We start from the raw sequence: 17,511 nt of genomic DNA on the forward strand, positions 1-17,511 counted from the left end.
GGCGCAGAACCCGCTCCCGGGTCAGGCTCCGCGGAGGCGCTCGGCGAGGTAGGCGTCGAGCTTGTCCAGGGGCACACGCTCCTGTTTCATCGTGTCGCGGTCGCGTACGGTGACAGCCTGGTCCTCGAGAGAGTCGAAGTCGACCGTGATGCAATACGGGGTGCCGATCTCGTCCTGGCGACGGTAGCGCCGCCCGATCGCACCGGCGTCGTCGAAGTCGACGTTCCACGACTCGCGCAAACGGGCGGCGAGGGAGCGCGCCATCGGCGAGAGCGCCTCGTTGCGGGAGAGCGGCAGCACGGCCGCCTTGATCGGCGCGAGACGCGGGTCGAGCTTGAGCACGGTGCGCTTGTCGACGCCGCCCTTCGCGTTCGGCACTTCCTCCTCGTGGTAGGCGTCGACGAGGAACGCCATCAACGACCGGGTCAGCCCGGCAGCGGGCTCGATCACGTAGGGCACCCAACGCTCGTTCTTCGTCTGGTCGAAGTAGGAGAGATCCTTGCCGGATGCCGCCGCGTGCGTCTTGAGGTCGAAGTCCGTGCGGTTCGCCACGCCTTCGAGCTCGCCGAACTCGCTCCCGCTGAATCCGAAGCGGTACTCGATGTCGACGGTGCGCTTGGAGTAGTGCGAGAGCTTCTCCGCGGGGTGCTCGAAGAAGCGCAGGTTCTCCGGTTCGATGCCGAGGCCGGTGTACCAGCTCATCCGCTGCTCGAGCCAGTACTCGTGCCAGGTCTCGTCTGTGCCGGGCTCGACGAAGAATTCCATCTCCATCTGCTCGAACTCGCGGGTGCGGAAGATGAAGTTGCCCGGTGTGATCTCGTTGCGGAAGCTCTTGCCGATCTGGCCGATGCCGAACGGAGGCTTCATCCGGGCGGCCTGGAGCACATTGGCGAAGTTCACGAAGATGCCCTGCGCGGTCTCCGGACGCAGGTAGTGCATGCCCGCCTCGTCGTCGACGGGGCCGAGGTAGGTCTTGAGCAGGCCGGAGAAGGCGCGAGGCTCGGTCCAGATGTGCCGGTTGCCGCAGTTCGGGCAGGGGATGCCGTCGAGGCCGCCCTCGGCGGGGCGCCCCTTCTTCTCCTCGAACTCCTCCTCGAGGTGGTCGGCGCGGAAACGCTTGTGGCAGGCTCGTGCACTCGACGAGCGGGTCGCTGAAGACCTCGACGTGACCGGATGCCTCCCACACCTTCCTCGGCAGGATCACCGAGGAGTCGAGGCCGACCACGTCGTCGCGGCTCGTGACCATGAAGCGCCACCACTGCTTCTTGATGTTCTCCTTGAGCTCGACGCCGAGCGGCCCGTAGTCCCACGCGGACCGGGATCCGCCGTAGATTTCACCCGCCTGGAAGACGAAGCCGCGGTGGCGGGCGAGGGCGATGACGGAATCGAGGCGGGAGGGTGCGGCCACGGTGGCTCCAATGGTCGAGGGTGGATGTGGGGCGGCGCTGCCGGAAAATCCCGGTCAGGCGTACCCATTTTAGGCTCTTGCCCCGCTGCGCCCTTCAGGCTGTTAGCCTTGCTAAGGAATCATCACGAATTCAGCTGACACACAGCCTGGATCCAGCACGAATGTGAAGCGAAACTCAGCACCATCTGCACCACCTCAAAGGAGAGATCATGGGCACCAGGCCCCGCACACCGCACGACGCTTTCACGGGGGCTGGTCCGCTCGATCGTGATCCGTCCCTGCTGCCGGTAGCACTCGACCAGACAGAGCACGACGCCGAGGAACGGCGTTGGACACCGGCCAAGATCGCGCTCTGGGCCGGCATCTCCCTCCTCGGCGGACTCAGCTGGGTCATGCTCGCGGTCGTCCGCGGCGAGACCGTCAACGCCATCTGGTTCGTCTTCGCCGCGGTGTGCACCTACCTGATCGGCTACCGCTTCTACTCCAACTACATCCAGAAGCACCTGCTGAAGCCCGACGACCGCCGAGCGACCCCCGCGGAGTACAAGGCGGACGGCAGGGACTTCGCGGCCACCGACCGCCGGGTGCTCTTCGGCCACCACTTCGCCGCGATCGCCGGGGCGGGCCCGCTCGTCGGCCCCGTGCTCGCCGCACAGATGGGTTACCTGCCCGGTACGATCTGGATCATCGTCGGCGTCGTTCTCGCAGGCGCGGTGCAGGACTACATCGTGCTGTTCTACTCGATGCGCCGCGGCGGCCGCTCCCTCGGCCAGATGGCTCGCGACGAACTCGGCAAGATCGGCGGCACCGCCGCCCTGATCGCCACGATGGCGATCATGGTCATCATCGTCGCCATCCTCGCCCTCGTCGTGGTCAACGCCCTCGCGGCAAGCCCGTGGGGCGTCTTCTCGGTGGGAATGACCATCCCGATCGCGCTCTTCATGGGCTGCTACCTGCGCTTCTTCCGGCCGGGCAAGGTCAGTGAGGTCTCGATCATCGGGTTCGTGCTGCTCCTGGCCGCGATCATCGGCGGCGGCGCCATCTCGAACACGGCCTGGGGAGCGGCGTTCTTCCACGTCGACCCGGTGCCGCTCGCGATCGGCATCATCATCTACGGCTTCGTCGCCGCGATCCTCCCGGTCTGGCTGCTGCTCGCCCCGCGCGACTACCTCTCGACCTTCATGAAGATCGGCACGATCGGGATGCTCGCCATCGCCGTCATCATCGTGCGCCCGGAAATCACGGTGCCGGCATTCAGCGAGTACACAAACGGCGGCGGGCCCGTCGTGAGCGGTGCGCTCTTCCCGTTCCTCTTTGTGACGATCGCCTGTGGCGCTCTCTCCGGCTTCCACGCCCTGATCGCCTCCGGTACCACCCCGAAGCTCATCGAGAAGGAACGCCAGACCCGGTTCATCGGCTACGGCGGAATGCTCATGGAGAGCTTCGTCGCGATCATGGCCCTCGTCGCCGCCGTCTCGATCGACCGCGGTATCTACTTCGCGATGAACTCCTCGGGCGCCATGACCGGAGGAACCGTCGAAGGCGCGGTCGCTTTCGTCAACAGCCTCGGGCTGACCGGGGTCAACCTCACGCCCGAGATGCTGACGGAGACCGCCAAGAATGTCGGCGAGACGTCGATCGTGTCGCGTTCCGGCGGTGCACCGACGCTCTCGGTCGGGCTCGCGCAGATCATGCAGCAGGTCGCCGGCGGAACCGGGATGATGGCCTTCTGGTACCACTTCGCGATCATGTTCGAAGCGCTGTTCATCCTCACCGCCGTCGACGCCGGCACCCGCGTGGCCCGGTTCATGCTTCAGGACAGCATCGGCAACTTCTTCCCGAAGTTCAAGAACACGTCCTGGCGCGCCGGGGCCTGGCTCACAACCGGCATCATGGTGCTCCTCTGGGGCGCCGTGCTGATCATGGGTGTCACGGACCCGCTCGGCGGGATCAACACGCTGTTCCCGCTGTTCGGCATCGCGAACCAGCTGCTCGCCGCGATCGCACTCGCGGTCTGCATGGCCATCGTCGCCAAGCAGGGCAAGTTCAAGTACATCTGGATCGTCGCCCTGCCGCTCGCGTTCGCCGCCGTCATCACGATCTACGCCTCGATGCTGAAGATCTTCTCAACCGTCCCGGCCGTCGGATACTTTGCCCAGAACAAGGCATTCTCCGATGCCCTTGCCGCGGGCAAGACGAAGTTCGGAACGGCGCCGAGTGTCGCGGCGATGGAGGCCGTCGTGCGCAACACGATGGTGCAGGGGCTCCTGTCTATCCTGTTCGTCGTCCTCGCGATCATTGTGATCGCCGCCTCGATCGTGGCCACCTGGAAGTCCTGGAAGAGCCGCTCCTGGGGCACCAACGAGGACCCGGCGCTCCCGTCGCAGATGTTCGCGCCCTCCGGCTTCCTGCCGACCCCGGCCGAAAAGGAACTGCAGGGTCGCTGGGAGGCGCAGGCAGCCCTCGACAAGAGCGCCAAAACGGCGAAATCCGCTGGCGCAGGCACTCCGGGCCGGTGACAGAGGTGACGGCGCCGGTGACCCGCCGAGGGCAGCGGATACCCACGGCGCGCCGCGTCCCGGTCACTGCTGCCCTCTCGGGCATCCGTCGGGCTGCGCGGAGCGTGGCCTGGTACGTCAAAGGGGTGATGGGAGAGGATGCCTGGGACAAGTACGTGGCGCACCATGAGGCCGCGCATCGGGACGGCGATCCGGCCAGCCCCACCGAGCGGATGATGACCGAACGCGAGTTCTGGCGGGACCAGACCGACCGCCAGGACACCAACCCGCAGGGCCGGTGCTGCTGACCCGCTGCTGAGGCTCGCGAAAGCGGGTGAGTCGTCGTCATGACTGGGGCAAACCGACGGCTCACCCGCTTTCGCGCGCCCGGAACCGGCCGCTCGCACCTAATGTCCAGCTTGTCTTCTTAATGTCGGAAATGACGCAGTGGCAGGGTTTGAGGAGAGGGCGGTCGAATGCACAACCGTTCCGACCCGCGGCGCCGCTGGATCGCGGCGGGCGCCGCCGGCCTGGTGTTCCTCGTTGCCGTCGTCGTCGTCACGGTCAACGTCTCGACAGGACTGGCGCAGACGGACCGGACCATCCCCTTGCTGTCCCTCCCCGACATCCCCGCACCGGCCGCGCCCACGACGGATGCATCGTCCCCCTCTCGGCGACCTGGCGCCCGCCGGCCGACCTGCCCGCCGGGGGCACCATCGGCAGCGTCCGGATCCCGGCGACCGCGTCGGGCTTCAGCGCTCGCGATGCCCAGGTCTACCTCCCGCCGGCCGCACTCGTCCCCGACGCCCCCGCCCTGCCGTTCGTGCTGATGATGATGGGTCAGCCGGGCGACCCCGACGCAGGCCCGATCGCAGCCGTGCTCGATGCCTTCGCCGCCGCCCACAACGGCCTCGCCCCGATCGTGCTCGTCGCCGACCAGCTGGGCGACCCGGACGTCGACTCCCTGTGCCTCGACACGGCGGAATACGGCCGGGTCGAGACGTACCTCGAACAGGACGTTGTCGGCTGGGCGCGCGACAACCTGAACATTGAGGCCGGGCGCGACGCGTGGACGGTCGCGGGGTTCTCGAACGGCGGCCAGTGCGCCCTGTCGCTCGCGCTCCGATACCCGGAGGTCTGGGGCAGCGTGGTCGATGCCTCTGGCACCGTGTACGCCGGACTCGAGACCGAGCCCGAGGTCCTGGCTGACGTGTTCGGGGGTGACCAGGCGGCCTACGACGCCACCAAACCGGCCACGCTGCTGGGGAAGAGCCGCTACCCTGACACCATGGCCGTGTTCACGGTCGGCTCGGAGGACTCGGTGATGGAACCGGGGCTGAAGGATCTGAGCCAAACGGCGAGGGCTGCGGGGGTAGCGGTGACGTACTACGAGGTGCCCGGAGAGGGCCATTCCCTTGAGGCGCTCGACGGCGGGCTCACCGAGGCATTCGGCGTGCTCGCGAGCCGACTCGGGCTCGGCCCCCAGTGAACTGGCTCGACCCGCTGCTGAAGCTCGATATCGCGAACCCGCCCGTCACGACCATCGCCTGGGTCCTGTCCCTGGGCGCGGTGATCTTCCTGCTCGCAAGGCGCCCGAGTCCGCGTTGGCTCATCACGGCGACCGTCGGCATCAGTGCAGGCCTCCTCATGTCCGCGCTGACCTGGTTCCTGACCGTTCGCGTGTTCAACCTGTTCGGGGTGGGCCTCGGGACCGTGACCTATGTCTGGTTCGGTGCGGCTTGTGCCGCCTCAGGGCTCGCACTCGTGAACCTCTGGAAGACGAAACCACTGCGTCGGAGCCTGGCAGCGGCATCCGTCCTGCTGTTCGCAGCGACGGGTGCACTCGGCATCAACGCGAGTTTCGGACTCGACCGGACGCTCGGAGCTCTCCTCGGCATTAACACCCTCCCGCAGATCGCCCTCACACCGCCAGAAACGCCCTCGGCCGGTGGCCTCCGCCCCAATCCCGCGGCCCGGCCGCTCTGGCAGACCTGGACTCCTCCTGCCGATCTCCCGGCGACCGGGAGCACCGGCAGCCAGGTCATTCCCAATACCCTCTCCGGATTCACCTCACGCCCGGCTGGCATCTACCTGCCGCCGGCAGCGCTGGTACCGAATGCCCCTGCCCTGCCGCTCGTGATCCTGCTGATGGGACAGCCAGGCAACCCCGACCCGGAGTACGTCGCCACGAGCCTCGACAAGGAGGCGGCCAGGCACGGCGGGCTCGCCCCGATCGTCGTTGTCGCCGACCAGCTGGGAGACCCGACGATCGATCCACTCTGCCTCGACTCAGCAAAATTCGGCAATGCCGAGACGTTCCTGACCCGGGATGTCGTCAACTGGGCGTCCGCCAACCTCAACGTCATCCAGGACCACCGATACTGGACGATCGCGGGATACTCGAACGGCGGCCAGTGCGCCATCTCCCTCGCTGCCAAACACCCGGATATCTGGTCGAACGTGCTCGATATCTCGGGCGAGGCCTTCCCCGGATCCGAAATCACGGCGCAATCGTTGAGCGACGTCTTCAACGGCAATCAGGCTGCCTATGATGCCGAGAAGCCCGTCACTCTGCTTTCCGCTCACCGGCTCCCCGGCGACTTCGCGATTTTCACCGTCGGCTCCCTCGACCCCGGAATCGCGGCCGGACAACGCACCGTTGCCGCGGCGGCCGAGAACGCCGGGATCACAACGATCTATCACGAGATTCCCAACGCGGACCATCTGGTCAGTGCCCTCGCGGGGGGCCTCGACTTCGGTTTCGATGCCCTCTTCCCTCGCCTCGGCCTGGCCGCTCCCCCGCACGCCTGACCGTTCCCGTGCCCGCGAGAGGGGACGCGGGTATGGTCGTCGCATGAGCGAACGGGACGCGGGCAGGGAACAGGTGCCGCGCGTCCACCCGGAGTCTGTCGAGGAGTGGCGGGCCTGGCTCGTCGACAACCACGCAGTGACGACCGCGGTCTGGCTTATCTTCTGGCGGAAGGCGTCCGGCCGGCCGATCCTCGCCTACGAGGACGCCGTGCTCGAGGCGCTCTCCGTCGGCTGGATCGACAGCAAGCCCGCCCGCCTCGACGAGCACCGGACGATGCTCTATTTCTCACCGCGGAAACGCGGCAGCGCCTGGGCGAGGCCGAACAAGCTGCGCATCGAACTGCTCAGACGCGAGGGGCGGATGCTGCCGGCCGGGGAGGCGGTCGTCGCGGCCGCAGAGGCGGACGGTTCCTGGACCCGACTCGACGACGTCGAGAACCTCACGGTTCCGATGGACCTCGGGGCCGCGCTCGACGGAATCGACGGCGCGCGCGCGCAGTGGGACGCGTTCCCGCCGTCTGCCCGCCGCGGCATCCTCGAATGGATCGTGCAGGCGAAGACGCCGGCGACCCGGCAGAAGCGTGTCGACGAGACCGCGCTGCTCGCCGGTCGGGGCGAACGCGCGAACCAGTGGAAGCCGAAACCCCCGCCCGACCCGGCGCCCGCGCCCCACTAGGCGCTGCCCCAACCGGCTACGCCTCCTGTGCGCGCACGGCGCCGCGGCCGAAGAGGAGCGTGCCGCAGAAGCCGATCGCGAGGGCGACGAGCACGCCGAGGTTCGCGAACGCCCAGTCGCCGGTCCGGCCGCCGAGGCCGAAGGGATCGAGCAGGTACCCCTGCCAGGCGAGCCAGTCCGCGAAGCCGTTGGTGACGAGGCCCCAGCCCACGACGGAGCCGAGCACGAGGAGTGCGATCGCGCCGACCCGAACGCTCCCATAGCGCCCACGCGGGTCGAGGAGACCCGCGGCGTCATAGTCGGAGCGGCGGAGCGCGAAGTCGGCGAGGAAGATGCCGCACCAGGCCGCGACGGGCACGCCGAGGGTGATCAGGAAGCCCTGGAACGGACCGAGGAAGCTTCCGGCGAAGAAGACGACGTAGATCGCCCCGAGCACCATGATCACCCCGTCGATCCCGGCGGCCACGAAGCGCGGCACCCGCAGCCCGGTCGTGAGAAGCGCCAGCCCGGACGAGTAGATGTCGAGCACGGCGCCGCCGATCAGGCCGAGCACCGCGACGAGGGCGAACGGCACGAGGAACCAGACCGGCAGGATCGTCGTGAGCGCCCCGATCGGGTCGATGGCGATGGCGGCGCTGAGGTCGCTCGAGGAACCGGCGAGCAGGAGCCCGAAGAGGAGCAGCACGGCGGGGGCGAGCGAGGCGCCCCCGGTCGTCCAGCCGACGACGCCGCGGCTGGAGGCCGAGCGGGGCAGGTACCGGGAGTAGTCGGCGGCGGCCTGCACCCAGCCGAGGCCGAAGCCCGTCATCATGAAGACCAGCGCGCCGATCACGTGGGGGGTGTCCCCGGCGGGGATCGCCGTGATGGCTCCGAAGTCGATGTGGTCGACCACGAGGAACACGTAGACGACCGTGAGCAGTCCCGTGACGATCGTGATCCACTTCTGCAGCCGCATGATCAGGTCGAAGCCGAAGACGCCGCCCACCACGATCAGGCCGGCCACGACGACGAGGGCCACCACCTGGGTGAGAACCCCGCCGTCCCAGCCGAGCTCGGTGAAGACCGTCGCCGTCGCGAGCACGGCGAGCGAGGCGAGCACCGTCTCCCAGCCGACCGTGAGCAGCCAGGACAGCGCCGACGGCACCCGGTTGCCGTCGACGCCGAACGCCGCCCGGCTCAGGGTCATCGTCGGCGCGTGACCGCGCTTGCCCGCGAGCGCCACGAACCCGCACAACGCGAAGGAGAGCACGATCCCGGAGAGGCCGACGATCGTCGCCTGCCAGAACGAGATGCCGAACCCGAGCAGGAACGAGCCGTAGCTGATGCCGAGCACCGAGACGTTCGCGGCGAACCACGGCCAGAACAACTCGCTCGGGCGGCCGCGGTGCTCGGTGCGGTCGATGGCGTTGATTCCGTTGCGTTCGACCTCGAAGACCGGGCGGATGCCGGGATCCGCCACTGGCAGGTCGGCGTCCGTTTCCGTGTGGTTTCGTTCGTTCGCGGACATCCGCGTCCCCTCTCGTCGGCGGGTCTCGTTCGGGTGTTCAGGTGATCAGGTGATCAGGTGGTGGGGCTCAGTGCACGTATTCGAGCAGGTCGAGGCCGACCGCGCGCATCCCGTCGAGGACCGCGAGTCGCAGGGGCAGGCGCGTGTCGGCGAAGGACATCGACACGGCATAGGCGACGCCGGCCCGCGGGCCGCGGAGCACGCCGGCTTCGCTGCGGATGCCGGGTCCGGTTCCGGTCTTGTTGACGAGGAGCAGCCCGTGGTCACCGCCGCGGTGCGCGAAGGGGTCGAGCCCGAACGCGCTCGCGACGAGGGAGAGGTCGGCGCCGAGGGACAGCCAGCCGATCACGCGTTCGCTCGTCGCGGCATCCACCACCTCGCCGCGGGCGAGGGAGGTGAAGAGGCCCGTGAGTTCCTGGGCGCTGCCGACGGAGAGCTGGGGTGCGTGGTCGGGGCCGCGTTCGTCGCGGACGAGGTCGAGCAGCGCGGTGTGGGAGATGCCGAGCTGTTCGGTGCGGGACTGGACGGCCGCGAGGCCGACTGCGCGCAGGAGCACGTTCGCGGCGAGGTTGTCGCCGACACCGCCGACGAGGGCGGCGAGGTCAGCGACGGGAAGCGACGGGGCCTGCAGGTGCTGCCAGACGCCGGACCCTCCGACGAAGTCCGCCGGGGTGCGGTCGAGAATGGTGAGCGCGCCGAATTCGGCGTTCGGGAGCCGGGCCGCGACCTCGATCAGGAGGAGGACGGTTCCGATCCCCGCCGTCGGCATCACGACGTGGTCGTCGACGGAGAAGAGGACCTTGCCGGTCGCGAGGTCGGTGGCGCGGGCAGAGACCTGCACGCCGTCGACAGCAAGGGTGCCGAGGGCCTGGAATCCGCGGCCGAAGTTCGGCATCGACTCCGAGACGCCGTGCCGTCCCCGGCTCGGGGCAGCGCGACGCGACCGTCGTTCCGATTCCCGCGCTGGCGTGGACACTCTGTCGGGTCCCTCCGTCGTTTACGGCTCCGTGTTCCTTGAGCACCATAGCCCAGACCCCTGATACCCGCCGACCCCAGTGTGCGTGCCAGAATCGCCCCCGGGCGCCGCCTACCAGATGGTGACGCGTTTGTCCGGGTCGAGCCACAGTTCGTCGCCGGCCGCGACGCCGAAGGCCTCGTAGAACTCGTCGAGGTTCCGCACGATCTGGTTGCAGCGGAACTCGTTCGGCGAGTGCGGGTCGATCGAGATGAGGCGGATCGCTTCCTCGTCGCGCATCTTCAGCTGCCAGGCCTGGGCCCAGGACAGGAAGAAGCGCTGTGCACCGGTGAAGCCGTCGATGACCGGCGGCTCCGTGCCCTCGAGGGAGATCAGGTACGCCTTCCAGGCGATCGAGAGGCCGCCGAGGTCGCCGATGTTCTCGCCGATCGTGAGCGCGCCGTTGACGTGGTGGTCAGGGATCTGCTTCGGCGCCAGGGCGTTGAACTGCTCGATGAGCGCACCGGTGCGTTCCTCGAAGGCCGCGCGGTCCTCCTCGGTCCACCAGTCGGTCAGGAGTCCGTCGCCGTCGTACTTCGAGCCCTGGTCGTCGAAGCCGTGTCCGATCTCGTGCCCGATGACCGCACCGATGGCGCCGTAGTTCGCCGCGGCATCCCGCTCGTCGGAAAAGAACGGGACCTGCAGGATGGCCGCGGGGAAGACGATCTCGTTGAAGCCGGGGTTGTAGTAGGCGTTGATGGTCTGCGGGGTCATGAACCACTCGTCGCGGTCGAGCGGCTTGCCGATCTTGCCGAGCTCACGCTGGAACTCGAACTCGTTCGCGGCGCGCACGTTGCCGATCAGGCTTCCGGCGTCGATGCCGAGGCTCGAGTAGTCGCGCCACTTCGCCGGGTAGCCGATCTTGGGCGTGAACTTCTCGAGCTTGTCCTGGGCACGCGCCCGGGTCTCCGGGGTCATCCAGTCGAGTTCGGCGATGCTCTGCCGGTACGCCTCGACGAGGTGGCCGACGAGCACGTCCATGCTCGCCTTGGCGCTCGGCTTGAAGTGCCGCTCGACGTAGATGCGGCCGACCGCCTCGCCGAGGGACCCCTCGACGAGCGAGACGCCGCGCTTCCAGCGGTCGCGCAGCTGCGGCGTGCCGGTGAGGGTGCGGCCGTAGAAGTCGAAGCTCGCCTCGACGAAGTCGTCGGAGAGGTAAGACGCGCTCGAGCGGATGATCTGCCAGCGCAGCCAGTCCTTCCACCCGACGATCCCGTCCTCGGTCAGCATCTCGGCCAGGCCGGTCACGAAGCTCGGCTGGCGGACGACGATCTCGTCGAGGGCTCCCGCAGGGGCGTCGAGGCCCGCGAGCCAGAGGTGGAGGTCCGCTCCGGCGGCGAGCGCCGTGACCTGGCCCCAGGTCTTGAGGTTGTAGGTCTTCTCGCTGTCGCGCGAGCGCACGTTGTCCCAGTGGTGCCCGGCGAGTTCGGTTTCGAGGTCGAAGACGCGCTGCGCCCTGGCCGCGGCGTCGCCCTGTCCGGCGAGGCCGAACATCCGCTCGAGGAAGGCGCGGTAGGCCTCGCGGACCGCCGCGAACTTCTCCTCGCGATAGTAGGACTCGTCCGGCAGGCCCAGCCCGCCCTGCTCCATGAAGACGAGGTAGCGCTCGGGGTTGCCCGGGTCATTGTCGACGTAGAGCTGGAAGGCGCCTGCGACGCCTGCGCGCTCGAGGCGGCCGAGGGTGCCGAGCAGGGAGGCGACGGAGTCGATCCGGTCAACGGTCGCGAGGTCCGCCTCGAGCGGGGTGGCGCCGAGCGCATTCACCCGCGCCTCGTCCATGAAGCTCGTGTAGAGATCACCGAACTTGCGGGCCTCCGTGCCCGGTTCGGCGGTCTGCGCCTCGAGGATGATCTCGCGCACGGCCTTCTCGGACTCCTCGGCGAGGAGGTAGAACGATCCCCAGCGCGCCTTGTCCGCGGGGGATCTCGGTGCGGCCGATCCATTTCCCGTTCACGTGGCGGAAGAGATCGTCCTGCGGGCGGATGCCCTGGTCGAGTTCGTCGCGGTCGATTCCGGATGCGGTCCCCAGCTCAGTCATGCGTCCATGCTATTCGCTGTGCCCGGGAATTCGAGCCGGGGTGCGGGCCGCGAGCCGCGGCCGGGACCGGCGTAGGCGCCGGCGAGCGCCGCTAGAGTCGGGAGCATCGCCATCTTCCCGCCAGCAGCCCATCGACCGCGAGATCCTGCGCCTCGCCCTCCCGGCCTTCGGCGCCCTCGTCGCCGAGCCGTTGTTCCTGCTCGCAGACTCTGCGATGGTCGGACACCTCGGCGCCGTCGACCTGGCCGGACTCGGCCTCGCGAGCGCCGTGCTGCAGACCATCGTCGGGCTGATGGTGTTCCTCGCGTACAGCACGACGCCTGCCGTCGCCCGCTGGCTCGGCGCGGGGGACAGAGGCAGGGCGGTGTCCGTCGGGATCGACGGCCTCTGGCTCGCGCTCGGCCTCGGCCTGGTCCTCGCGCTGCTCGGCGCAGCGCTGAGCCCGCAGGCTCGTGGGAGCCTTCGGCGCAGAGCCAGCGGTCGCCGCGGCATCCGCCCGGTACCTCACCGTATCGATGCTCGGCCTTCCGGCGATGCTGCTCGTGTTCGCGGCGACGGGGCTGCTCCGCGGCCTGCAGGACACCCGCACGCCGCTCTGGGTCGCCGGGCTCGGCTTCGCGGCCAACATCGTGCTCAACCTGTGGTTCATCTACGGTCTCGGGCTCGGGCTGGTCGGCTCGGCGCTCGGCACGGTCGTCGCGCAGTGGGCGATGGTTGCCGTCTACCTCGTCGTGGTCGCGCGGCACGCCCGGCGTGAGGGCGCACGGCTGCGGCCGCACCGCGGCGGGATGCTGCGCGGAGCGTCGAGCGGCGGCTGGCTGTTCCTGCGCACGGTGAGCCTGCGTGCGGCGATGCTGCTCGCGGTGTTCGTCGCCACGAGCCTCGGCTCGCCCCAGCTCGCGGCGTTCCAGATCGCGATGACCCTGTTCGCGGCGATGGCGTTCGCCCTCGACGCCCTCGCGATCGCCGCCCAGGCCCTCGTCGGGCGCGGCCTCGGTGCCGGCGACCTCCCCGGGGTACGTGCGGTGCTGCGGCGGTGCCTCGAGTGGGGCCTGCTCGGCGGCGCGGCCGTCGGTGCGCTGCTCGTCGTGGCGAGCCCGGTTCTCGGCGGGCTGTTCACGACGGCGGCGGAGGTGAGCTCGCTCCTCCCCCTGACGCTCGTGGTCCTCGGCCTGTCCGGGCCGCTCTGTGGGATCGTCTTCGTGCTCGACGGCGTGCTGATCGGCGCGGGCGACGCCCGCTACCTGGCCGTGACCGGGCTGGTCAACCTGCTGGTCTTCGTGCCGCTGGCCTGGGCGGTGCTCGCCTGGGCGCCGCCCGGCGCCGTCGGGCTCTGCTGGCTGATGGCGGCGTTCGCCTTCGGCTACCTCGGCGCGCGCGGCGTCACTCTCGGCCTGCGCGCCCGCGCCGCGCGCTGGATGGTCGTCGGCGCCCGCTGAGCCGCCCGCACCGGCGCCGCCGCTCCCGATTCACCCGTGCGCGCCCTTTGCGCCGTTTCGCGCCAGGCTTGCCTGGCGCGAAACGGCGCATGTGGAGCGCCCGCACGGCGGGGTCCAGGACGGCGGGGTTCAGAATGGCGGCTAGCGGATGCGGCGGTGCACGGACTGCGGCTTCAGGTACGCGTGCAGTCCCTCGCGTCCGAACTCGGCGCCGAGTCCGGAGTCGTGCCGCCCGGCGAAGGGCGCGTTGTGGTTCGAGGCGAAGAAGCCGAGTCCGACGGAACCGGTGTCCATCCGGGCGGCCGCGTCGAACGCCGCGTCGGCATCCGCGGAGAACACCGTGCCGCCGAGGCCGAACGCGGTGTTGTTCGCGATGCCGATCGCCTCGTCGAGCGTGTCGTAGCGCAGGATCGACAGCACCGGCCCGAAGATCTCCTCGCGCGCGATCCGCATCCCCGGCGTCACGTCGGCGAACACGGTCGGCGGCACGAAGTAGCCGCGGTCGAAACCGCTCGGCACATCGCCGCCGGTGGTCGCCCTGGCGCCCTCCGCGATGCCGGAGCGGATGTACGCGCGCACCGTGTCGCGCTGGGCCCGGGTCGCAGCGGGCCCGAAGACGGTGTCCGGGTCCATCGGGTCGCCCTGCGGCGCGGCCTGGATCGTGGCCGTGACCATGTCGACGAGTTCGTCGTAGCGCCCGGCCGGCGCGAGGATGCGTGTGGAGATGTAGCAGGTCTGCCCGGTGTTGCGCATGCAGCTGCGGATCAGCACCTGCTGCATCGCCGTGAGGTCGACGTCCGGCAGCACGAGCGCGGAGGACTTGCCGCCGAGCTCGAGGGTGACCGGCCGCAGCAGCTCGCCGCACGCCGCGGCGATTCGTCGGCCGACCGGGGTCGAGCCGGTGAAGGCGACCTTGTCGACGCCGGGGTGCCGCACGAGGGCGTCGCCGACGGCGCTGTTCCCCGTGATGATGTTCACGACACCGGCCGGGATGCCCGCCGCTGCGACGGCATCCGCGATGAAGCGGATCGAGAGCGGCGTCGGCGACGCCGGCTTGATCACGACGGTGCACCCGGCCATCAGCGCGGGTGCGAGCTTCGCCACGACGAGGTTGATCGGGAAGTTCCACGGCGCGATCAGCGCGCAGACGCCGACCGGGTCCTGCCGCACGACGGTTTCGGCGGAGCCGTCGGGGTACGGGCGCACGTCGGGGGTCTCAGGTAGCCGGCCAGGCCGGCGAAGTAGCGGAAGATCGCGGCCGCGTTGGAGGCCGCGCGCCCGGTCTCGGCGACCGGGGAGCCGTTCTCCCCCGTGTTGGTGTGCGAGATCGCCGTCGACCGTTTCTCGATCTCCTCGGCCAGGCGTTCCAGGTAGCCTGCGCGCACCGAGGGGGCCAGCCCGCGCCAGCCGTCGGCACCGGCGCCGGCACGCGCGAACGCCCGACGGGCGGCCGCGACGGCGAGGTCGACGTCGGCAATGGACGCAACCGGCACGCTGCCCCACGCCGCCTCGGTCGCCGGGTTGGTCACCGCGGTTCGCCCGGTGCCGCTCGCCGCACGCCAGACGCCGTCGATGAAGAGATCGTCGACGTGCCGGTACGGCAGGGTGGCCGGGAAACTCGCGGGCTGGACCGGTGTGCCGGCCGTGGCGCCCGCTGCCGGTGCGGTTGCGGTTGCCGCTGCCGGTGCCTCGTCGGTCGTCGGCCCCGTCATCAGAGCACCGCGATCTTCAGCAGTGCCTCTGCCCTGTCGAGTTCGATCGTCGCCATCTCGAGGCCGGCGGCGGTGATGAGTTCCGGCAGGATCTCGGTGCGCAGGCGCCTGCAGTAGAACGACGGCGTCTGGCCGAACCAGCTCGAGGCCAGGGCGATGCCGGCGGGGGTGAAGCGCCAGAGCCGGTCCGCGTCGCGCACGAGCGAGTCCTCGATCGAGTACGACTCCACGCGGGTGTCGTGGCCGTCGATGATGTCCGTGACCCGGGTGATGAAGGCCTCGTCGTAGCCGAGGCCAGGCAGCACCTCCCTCGCGATGAGGCAGCCCTTGAGCTCGTGCTCATAGCGGATCTGCGCCTGGCGCCAGTTGGCGCCGAAGCCCTCGGAGATGATCTTGGTCTCGTCGACCCTGGCCCAGCCGCTGTCGTGCAGCAGGATGGCGACCCGCACGACGAGGGAGTCGGCCTCCGGGTATGCCTCGCAGAGCCGTTCGGCGAACGCGAAGGAGATCGGCACGTGGATGTCGTTGCTGCGCGTGCGCATTTCGGTCTCGACGGCGCGCCAGAGCGGGTCGAGGTCGCCCGGGCCATCCGCCGCTACGGCGATGGGCGAGGTGTCGATGGACTGGTCGGTCTGCAGGGTCATGGCGTTCTCACTTCGAGGTCGGGGCGCCGGAGCGCGGAGGCTGGGGCTAAGCGGCCGGACTGCCGGCGGGAACGGGGACTGCGGAGGGAGCGAGATCAACGGCGACCGGCGTGGACGCCGCACGCCCGGCATCCGACGTCTCGACGGCCGCAAAGAGTTTCTTGAGCGGAACGGTGGTGTCCGTCGCGACATCCGCCGGCACCGAGAGGCCCTTGTGCAAGGCGTTCTTCACGGCCATGAAATCGAGCGGGCTGTTGATGCAGTCGGCGGCGATGAGCCGGCCGCCCCGGTAGTAGAGCACCGAGAACTTCTCGGAGTCCGGGTCGCCGCGAAGCACCACCCGGTCATGCCCACCACTCAGCCCGGCGATCTGCAGTTTGAGGTCGGCCTGGTCCGACCAGAACCACGGCACCGTCCGGTGCTCTGCCGGGAGCCCGAGCAGGGTCGCCGCGGCCACCTTGGCCTGCTCGACGGCATTCTGCACGCTTTCGAGGCGGATGCGGCCGACGCCGAAGTCCCCGATCGACGGGTTCGGCATGTTCGCGCAGTCCCCGGCGGCCACGGTGAGCCCGTCGGAGGCGAGGGCCCTGGCGTCCACCACGATGCCGTTTTCGACCTCGAGGCCGAGCCTGCACGGCGAGCTCGGTGCGCGGGACGACCCCGACACCGATCAGCACGACGTCCGCCGCCACGATCTCGCCGGAGCCGTCGGCGTCGCCAGCACCGAGCTCGACCCCGGTGACCCTGTCGTGCTCGCCGACGAACCGCACGACCTGCGCGTTCAGCACCACACGGATGCCGCGGCGCCGGTGCGCCTGCAGGTAGAACTCGCTGGTCTGCTCGGAGACCGCCCTCCCGACGAGCCGGGGAGCGGCCTCGAGCACGGTGACGTTCTTGCCTGCGGCCCTGGCCCCCGCTGCGACCTCGAGGCCGATGAAGCCGCCGCCGACGACCACGACGTTCCGCGCCTCACGCAACTGCTGCTCGAGCACGGTCGCCTCTGTCGCGGTGCGCAGGTAGCTGACGCCCTCGAGCTCGGAGCCCTCGAACGGAATGGTGCGCGGCACGGCTCCCGTGGTGAGCGCGAGCCGGGCGAACGCGAAGGTGCGGCCGGACTCTGCCGTCGCGACGCCACCGTCCGCGGTCCGGATGATGCGGAAGATCCGCTCCCGCGGCACGAGGTCTATGGAATGCTCCCGGTAGAAATCGTGGCTGCGGAAGGCCAGGGAATCAGCGGTCGCCTCGCCCTTGAGGAACGCCTTGGAGAGCGGCGGCCGCTGGTACGGTGCGTGCGGTTCCTCTCCGACGAGGGTGATCGGGTCGGTGTCGCCGAGTTCGCGCAGGGTCGAGGCGAGCTGCACCCCGGCCTGGCAGTTGCCGATGATGAGAGTGCCCAGCCGGGGGGACGCGGTCGTGTCGCCCATGTCGGTCACACCTGCGTTTCGGGGGTTTGCACGTGCACGGAGACCTCGTCCGTCAGCTTCAGCTGGCAGGAGAGCCGGGAGTTGTCTTCCCGGTCGACGGCGGTTCCGTCGAGCATGTCGTCCTCGAGGTCGAGTTTCGGCGGGAAGAGACCTGCGCTGTCGGCGCAGAGGAAGACGTGGCAGGTGGCGCAGGACAGGCTGCCGCCGCACTCGGCGACGATGCCGGGGACGCCGTTGCGCACCGCGGTCTCCATCACGGAATCGCCCGCGAATCCGGTGACGATGGTCTCTGTGCCGTCGAAGGCGACGTAGCTCACGGTTGGCATTTCTCGGGTCTCC

At 69.5% G+C, this 17,511-nt stretch carries 13 protein-coding genes and 3 pseudogenes; 6 read left to right on the plus strand and 10 right to left on the minus strand.

What is annotated here, in order from left to right; all coding sequences use genetic code 11:
• Positions 1-21: 21 nt before the first annotated feature.
• Positions 22-1,408 (minus strand): annotated as a pseudogene (locus tag KIV56_RS11100) (glycine--tRNA ligase).
• A gap of 209 nt (positions 1,409-1,617) precedes the next feature.
• On the opposite strand from KIV56_RS11100, the gene KIV56_RS11105 reads away from it, so the two are divergent.
• The 5 genes from KIV56_RS11105 to KIV56_RS11125 all read left to right on the plus strand — a co-directional run bounded on the left by KIV56_RS11105 (position 1,618) and on the right by KIV56_RS11125 (position 7,393).
• Positions 1,618-3,927: a carbon starvation CstA family protein gene (locus KIV56_RS11105; RefSeq protein ID WP_281533496.1), complete on the plus strand. Its 2,310-nt coding sequence runs from the start codon at positions 1,618-1,620 to the stop codon at positions 3,925-3,927.
• Positions 3,924-4,214: a YbdD/YjiX family protein gene (locus tag KIV56_RS11110; protein WP_348648383.1), complete on the plus strand. Its 291-nt coding sequence runs from the start codon at positions 3,924-3,926 to the stop codon at positions 4,212-4,214. Before KIV56_RS11105 ends, KIV56_RS11110 begins: the two co-directional genes overlap by 4 nt.
• A 122-nt stretch (positions 4,215-4,336) precedes the next feature.
• A complete protein-coding gene (locus KIV56_RS11115; protein ID WP_281533497.1) occupies positions 4,337-5,395 on the plus strand; it encodes an alpha/beta hydrolase in 1,059 nt (352 codons plus the stop codon).
• Positions 5,392-6,717, plus strand: a complete 1,326-nt coding sequence (locus KIV56_RS11120) for an alpha/beta hydrolase-fold protein (protein ID WP_281533498.1) — start codon at positions 5,392-5,394, stop codon at positions 6,715-6,717. Before KIV56_RS11115 ends, KIV56_RS11120 begins: the two co-directional genes overlap by 4 nt.
• A gap of 43 nt (positions 6,718-6,760) precedes the next feature.
• Complete coding sequence (locus tag KIV56_RS11125; RefSeq protein ID WP_281533499.1) at positions 6,761-7,393, plus strand: YdeI/OmpD-associated family protein; 633 nt, start codon at positions 6,761-6,763, stop codon at positions 7,391-7,393.
• Between the two features lie 16 nt (positions 7,394-7,409).
• On the opposite strand, the gene KIV56_RS11130 is transcribed toward KIV56_RS11125, so the two are convergent.
• The 3 genes and pseudogenes from KIV56_RS11130 to KIV56_RS11140 form a co-directional block, all read right to left on the minus strand.
• Entirely contained in the window at positions 7,410-8,900 is a 1,491-nt protein-coding gene (locus KIV56_RS11130) for a purine-cytosine permease family protein (RefSeq protein WP_281533500.1), read from the minus strand.
• 67 nt (positions 8,901-8,967) lie between these two features.
• Positions 8,968-9,795, minus strand: a complete 828-nt coding sequence (locus tag KIV56_RS11135; RefSeq protein WP_281533501.1) for a serine hydrolase — start codon at positions 9,793-9,795, stop codon at positions 8,968-8,970.
• A 192-nt stretch (positions 9,796-9,987) separates the two neighbouring features.
• Positions 9,988-11,953 (minus strand): annotated as a pseudogene (locus tag KIV56_RS11140) (M13 family metallopeptidase).
• Between KIV56_RS11140 and KIV56_RS11145 the strand changes: the two are divergent.
• Positions 11,952-13,392: pseudogene (locus KIV56_RS11145) on the plus strand (MATE family efflux transporter). The pseudogenes KIV56_RS11140 and KIV56_RS11145 overlap by 2 nt on opposite strands.
• A gap of 141 nt (positions 13,393-13,533) precedes the next feature.
• Here KIV56_RS11145 and KIV56_RS11150 read toward each other — a convergent pair.
• Genes KIV56_RS11150 through KIV56_RS11175 form a run of 6 tightly spaced genes read right to left on the minus strand, consistent with a single transcriptional unit; the run spans position 13,534 to position 17,498 of the window.
• Positions 13,534-14,598, minus strand: coding sequence for an aldehyde dehydrogenase family protein (locus tag KIV56_RS11150; protein ID WP_281533502.1), 1,065 nt, complete (start codon positions 14,596-14,598; stop codon positions 13,534-13,536).
• The gene (locus KIV56_RS11155; protein ID WP_281533503.1) at positions 14,529-15,104 is read right to left on the minus strand and encodes an aldehyde dehydrogenase family protein; all 576 of its coding nucleotides are present in this window, start codon (positions 15,102-15,104) and stop codon (positions 14,529-14,531) included. Before KIV56_RS11155 ends, KIV56_RS11150 begins: the two co-directional genes overlap by 70 nt.
• Complete coding sequence (locus tag KIV56_RS11160) at positions 15,104-15,748, minus strand: HD domain-containing protein (protein ID WP_281533504.1); 645 nt, start codon at positions 15,746-15,748, stop codon at positions 15,104-15,106. The genes KIV56_RS11155 and KIV56_RS11160 overlap by 1 nt, the downstream gene beginning before the upstream one ends.
• A 46-nt stretch (positions 15,749-15,794) precedes the next feature.
• Positions 15,795-16,205 (minus strand): oxidoreductase C-terminal domain-containing protein, encoded by a 411-nt coding sequence (locus KIV56_RS11165; RefSeq protein WP_281533505.1) that lies wholly within the window; start codon positions 16,203-16,205, stop codon positions 15,795-15,797.
• Positions 16,093-17,172 (minus strand): NAD(P)/FAD-dependent oxidoreductase, encoded by a 1,080-nt coding sequence (locus KIV56_RS11170; protein ID WP_281533506.1) that lies wholly within the window; start codon positions 17,170-17,172, stop codon positions 16,093-16,095. Before KIV56_RS11170 ends, KIV56_RS11165 begins: the two co-directional genes overlap by 113 nt.
• A gap of 5 nt (positions 17,173-17,177) precedes the next feature.
• Entirely contained in the window at positions 17,178-17,498 is a 321-nt protein-coding gene (locus tag KIV56_RS11175; RefSeq protein ID WP_281533507.1) for a 2Fe-2S iron-sulfur cluster-binding protein, read from the minus strand.
• Positions 17,499-17,511: the final 13 nt, after the last annotated feature.

Origin of the sequence: Cryobacterium breve (genome assembly GCF_027594785.1) — a bacterium.
Taxonomy (GTDB): Bacteria; Actinomycetota; Actinomycetes; order Actinomycetales; family Microbacteriaceae; genus Cryobacterium; species Cryobacterium breve_A.

What these genes read in the sequence shown, in the direction of transcription:
- KIV56_RS11105 (WP_281533496.1), top strand. Translation starts at nt 1,618, where the DNA reads ATGGGCACCAGGCCCCGCACACCGCACGACGCTTTCACGGGGGCTGGT.
- KIV56_RS11115 (WP_281533497.1), top strand. Translation starts at nt 4,337, where the DNA reads ATGTCGGAAATGACGCAGTGGCAGGGTTTGAGGAGAGGGCGGTCGAAT.
- KIV56_RS11125 (WP_281533499.1), top strand. Translation starts at nt 6,761, where the DNA reads ATGAGCGAACGGGACGCGGGCAGGGAACAGGTGCCGCGCGTCCACCCG.
- KIV56_RS11130 (WP_281533500.1), bottom strand. Translation starts at nt 8,900, where the DNA reads ATGTCCGCGAACGAACGAAACCACACGGAAACGGACGCCGACCTGCCA.
- KIV56_RS11135 (WP_281533501.1), bottom strand. Translation starts at nt 9,795, where the DNA reads ATGCCGAACTTCGGCCGCGGATTCCAGGCCCTCGGCACCCTTGCTGTC.
- KIV56_RS11155 (WP_281533503.1), bottom strand. Translation starts at nt 15,104, where the DNA reads ATGACGGGGCCGACGACCGACGAGGCACCGGCAGCGGCAACCGCAACC.
- KIV56_RS11160 (WP_281533504.1), bottom strand. Translation starts at nt 15,748, where the DNA reads ATGACCCTGCAGACCGACCAGTCCATCGACACCTCGCCCATCGCCGTA.
- KIV56_RS11170 (WP_281533506.1), bottom strand. Translation starts at nt 17,172, where the DNA reads ATGGGCGACACGACCGCGTCCCCCCGGCTGGGCACTCTCATCATCGGC.
- KIV56_RS11175 (WP_281533507.1), bottom strand. Translation starts at nt 17,498, where the DNA reads ATGCCAACCGTGAGCTACGTCGCCTTCGACGGCACAGAGACCATCGTC.